Source organism: Lunatimonas salinarum (assembly GCF_017811155.1).
In the GTDB taxonomy this organism is placed as follows: Bacteria; Bacteroidota; Bacteroidia; order Cytophagales; family Cyclobacteriaceae; genus Lunatimonas; species Lunatimonas salinarum.
This window is the reverse complement of the sequence record NZ_JACVCV010000044.1, coordinates 1-4593: the sequence shown is the minus strand read 5'-3', so window position 1 is coordinate 4593 and position 4593 is coordinate 1. Positions and strand designations below refer to the sequence as shown.

General features: G+C 53.1%; 2 protein-coding genes. Both read right to left on the bottom strand.

The genetic code is table 11. The annotated features are described in order from the left end of the window. Positions 1–153: 153 nt before the first annotated feature. The gene (locus IAQ59_RS21525; protein ID WP_209332919.1) at positions 154–2574 is read right to left on the bottom strand and encodes a GumC family protein; all 2421 of its coding nucleotides are present in this window, start codon (positions 2572–2574) and stop codon (positions 154–156) included. 5 nt (positions 2575–2579) lie between these two features. Next, positions 2580–3314 carry a polysaccharide biosynthesis/export family protein gene (locus IAQ59_RS21520; protein ID WP_209332920.1) on the bottom strand — a complete coding sequence of 245 codons (735 nt, stop codon included), beginning with the start codon at positions 3312–3314 and terminating at the stop codon, positions 2580–2582. Positions 3315–4593: the final 1279 nt, after the last annotated feature.

Genomic DNA, 4593 nt, shown 5'->3' with positions numbered 1-4593 from the left:
AAGAGTTAATGAGTTCGTGGTTCAGGGTTCGGGGTTGTGGGTTCGGTAATGTTAACTTTGAACTATGAACAATCAACAGCAATAGTTGAAGGGTTGAAGAGTTCGTGGTTCAGGGTTGTGGGTTTAGGGGTCGTGGTTAGGTACCTACTACGGCTAGCTCTTTTTGGTGTCGTCGGAGTAGTAGCCGTATCCATAGCCATAGCCATAGCCGTACCCGTATCCATAGCCATACCCGTAGGAGTTGGCGGTCTTGTCCAAGCCGTTGAACACCAGGTAGGCATTTTTAAGCTGCTGCTGTTTTTTCAGCAGGTTGATATGGTCTACAAAGGCCTTTTGGCTGTAGTTGTAGCGCAGGATAAAGAGGCAGAGGTCGGATACCTGCATCAGATCCAGGGATTCGGATACCAGTCCCACGGGGGGGCAATCCAGGATAATGACCTCGTAGCGCTCCTTCAGGCTGTCCAGCAACGTGTTCATGCGATCCGATACCAGCAGTTCGGAAGGATTGGGGGGAATGGGGCCGGAAGCGATGATATCCAGGTGCTCGTACCCGGAGGGCTGCACCACGGCAGGCAGTTCCTCCATCCCGCTGAGGTAGTTGGATAGCCCCTTTTTGTTTTCCAGTCCAAAGTCCCCAAAAATCTTGGGCTTCCGCATGTCGCAGCCCACCAACACGGTGCGTTTGCCCAGCAGGGCATACACGGAGGCCAGGTTGATGCCGCAGAAGGTCTTGCCCTCGCCCGAGATGGAGGAGGTTAGCATGATCACGGCAGGCTGATCCTTGGGAAGGATAAAGTTGATATTGGAGCGCAGGGAGCGAAAGGCCTCCGCCACCCCGGAACGCGGCCGGTTAAAGACCACCAGGTTTTCCGTCTCCTCGCTAAACCCGATCTGCGAAATCAAGTTCAGCTCGGAGCGCTGCCGCAGCTCGCCGATGTCTTTGAGTTTGGTATTCAGGTAGACCTTGGCCAGCACACCCAGCAGGGGGATCAGCATCCCCAGGGAAAGCGCCAGCGCATAGGCCCTTCCCGAACGGGGCGAAATGGGTCCCCCACCGCCCATGGCCTCTTCCACGACCCGGTTGGCCGCCGTGTTGGAGGCACGGGTGATGGCCGCTTCGGCCCGCTTTTGCAGCAGGTAGGTGTACAGTCCCTCGTTCAGCGCAAACTCCCGCTGTATGCGCAGCAGGTTCTGTTCCGTCTGTGGGAGGCGGTTAAAGTCTCCTTCCATGACCCGGATCCGCTGCTGCAGGTCAGCGATAATCAGCGCGGCATTTTGGTCCACGTTTTGCAGCACTTCCCGGATGGAGCGGTTCATATCCGAAATCTTGCGATTTACGTCCCTCACCATGGGGGCAGACTCCTTCAGCTTTGCCAGGTGGCTGGATTTCTCTGCCTGCAGGAGCAGCAGGTTTTGGATCAGGGAGTTGAGGATGGGATCCTGAATGCCGAGGCCCGAGGGCACCACGATGTCCGAGTAATCCTCCCGTACCAGGTAGTCGGTGAGTTGCCGGTAATAATCCCGTTTGAACTCCTCCTGTGCCAGTTGCCCTTCCAGCTCGCTCAGCTGTTGGAACACGGCACTGCCCTCCGAGGTGATGTTGTAGATGCGGTTGTTGGAGCGGAAATTTTCCAGGCGGCTTTCCGCGTACATCAGGGAGTCGGACAGCACCACCAGTTGGGCGTCTATAAAATCGATGGTGTTGGTGGACATGGTGTTTTTTTGCGCCAGCTCGTCCTCCAGGTACACCTCCTGCAGCGTATTCAGGTAGGCCCTTCCCTTTTCCGGTGTGGGCGTTTTCAGGCTCAGGTTCAGGATGGAGGATTGCTTCTCCACCGGCTGAATTGTTAGGTTGGTGCCCGTGTATTGGCCGATCAGCCCGGACCTGTCCCGCAGGCGGATCACGATCTCCCCGCTTTCCTCCAGGCCCGTGCGGGCTACCGTCAGGTTGAGAAAGGGCAGCTCGATGGCCTTGCCGAAGGGAAAGGGGCCCGCCGGGATCTGCGGTTCCTCGATGCGCAGGCGGCTTTGGCTGGGTTCGTGCACCTGGGTGTAGGTTTCATCCACGGCCTCCAGGGTAAACTGTTGGGAGTCGGACCAGCGTATGCGCAGCCCTCCGCCCACAAGCTGGGGCCGGGACCAATCCACGTCCACCGCAAGGGGGGTGTTGCCATACACCTCCTTTTGGATAAAGACCCCTTGGGTATAATATTCCACGTCAAAGTCCAGCTTGGCCAGGGCCGCCGAGGCAATGGGGCGGGACTTGAGCATGATGGTCTGATTGATCAGGCCGATCTCCGCCTGACTGCTGAGGCCCACCGCGTCTTCGAAGATGCTCAAGGGCGATTCCTTCTCCTTGATAAAGAACTTGCTGCTTACCTCATAGATGGGCGTGCTGTACCGTATGTAGAGGTAAGCGCCCGCCAGTGCGATGACCACGGAAAGCAGCACCAGGTACCAAATGCTCAGGTATTGCCAGACAATCTGCCGGATTTCCCGGGAGTCGTCGTCCTGACCGGGGTTGGGCCTTGGGTACGGATTCGTAGGAAGGGGATTGGGTGGTGGGTAATTCATTCAGGTCAGTTAATTGCGTTCAGCACCAGCAGCACCGCCGAGAGCGTGGTGACGGCCAGTTGGAACGTTTGTACAAAGTTTACGCCGGTGCCCAATTCCCGCACCTTCATGGGTTCGGCATACAGCATGTCGTTGGGCCGGATAAAGAAGAACTCCGACTCGAGGATGCGTTTGTCGTTTAAGTTGATGCGGAAGGACTTGGTGCCCTCGGGATATTGCCGCACCAGCACCACCTCGTTGCGCTTGGCCACGGGCGTCATATCTCCTGCATGGGCAATGGCCTGATAGATGGTGATCTGATTTTGGAGTATGGTAAAGTTGCCATTGCGGACAAATTCCCCCAGGGCCGAAAACCGGATGCCCCCCAGGCGTACCCGTACGTACAGGTCGTCCCGGTTGACGTACTCGGTCAAGCGTTCTTCGATCAGTTCCTTTGCCTGCTGCGTGGTCAGTCCGAGGATGGCCACCTCGCCGAGGAGGGGGAGTTCCACGACGCCATCTTCGCTGACCGTAAAGCCCGTCATAAAGAAGATATCGCCTCCGTTCATCAATCCCTGTCCACCGGCCATGTTCATGCCTTGCTGTCCCGTGCCCACTTCAAACAGGGCGTTCAGTTCCGGGGAGGTGGTGCGGATCTGAATATCCACCACGTCGTTGTATTGCAGAAAGTAATCCTCGGAGCGGTAGGGCACCGTCTGCAGTTCCCGGTAGAGCGGATCCTCGCTGCCCAGTTCCTGCATGTAGATGACACGTTTATTGGGCACACAGGAGCCCGCCAACCACAGCAGCAGGCATCCGAAAAAGGCCGTTAGGATAATTCGCATGAAGAAAAAGAAAGGTTAATGAGCACAAACAAAGGCATTGCAGGGTAAATCGGCAAGGCAGGGGTCGTATTGATTTCCCCCGAGGAGCTACGCTGCACCCTCGTGGGCTTGGCGAAAATCCTGTGTGGGGGTAATGGGTATTGAAAGGAATACTCGGCGATTGGTTGAGGGATGCGAATGCGTTGTGTTGGGGTCCGGACACAGTTTCACCACGTCAGTCACAGATGGCCATAACCGCTTTACAAAGAATAGAAATTTAGGGAATTTATGCAAAGGATGATTTTCCTAATTTTGATTAACCGATTTTCAAAATTTAATTTTTAAATTACTTTTTAGAGGAATAAATTAATTTTTTTGAATGAGGGGCTCGCATAGTGGGTGTAAGTTTTACCTACTGATGGATTGGTAATCAAAGCATTACTCATGTATCACCCATTTAGTGCTACTAGCTAAAATAGGTAAAAATATAACCTATATAATACCATAAAAAATTTTCGGTACGAACCATTTTTTTTGGTGTTTGAATATAAAATTTTGGTGTTTATATCTTGTATCATCTTTTTTGCTTTTTGAATACCTTTTTTTGTCTTTCAAAAAACCATTATTACCTCCGGTGTATGGCATTGCATTCAGCGTCAGGGAGAAGCGTGTAATGGGGGAACTGTGGGGTTGTAGAAGCGTTGAATTGCAGGATTGCCGAAGCGTCGATTCGTTAAATCGGTTGATTGTAAAACGTGTATACATTAGGAGCGAAACTCACCTTTCTGCCGCCGTAATTGCGAGGCTTGGAGATAGGCGGTAACGGAGATACAGGGTAGAATACGATCGGAATCTTTCGGTAGACCGTCAACTAGTATCAAGCCGAAGCAATCTCCTTGAGGAGACGGTTAGATGTGAGATGTGAGATTTTTAGAATACGTAAGATATAAGAAATAAGACATAAGACCCGCAAATCTTTCGACCCTGCATCCGTTCCAGTACAAAAATCCGAAACGATCCCACTCTCTGCCAATGCCCCCCCCTTCTGCTGGCGTAACGAGATTGCCACGCTCCTACGTCGCTCGCAATGACGGGATTGGGCTGATATTGGTAAGGTCGGTAGAACTATCTGCCGACTTTGTCCGAATATTTTGTATATTCAACCCATGCAAGCCACGCCACGGAACATAAACCCCTTTACCGATTTCGGGTTTAA

Coding starts and splice junctions, on each gene's coding strand:
- IAQ59_RS21520 (WP_209332920.1), bottom strand. CDS start 3,314: ATGCAGGAACTGGGCAGCGAGGATCCGCTCTACCGGGAACTGCAGACG.
- IAQ59_RS21525 (WP_209332919.1), bottom strand. CDS start 2,574: ATGAATTACCCACCACCCAATCCCCTTCCTACGAATCCGTACCCAAGG.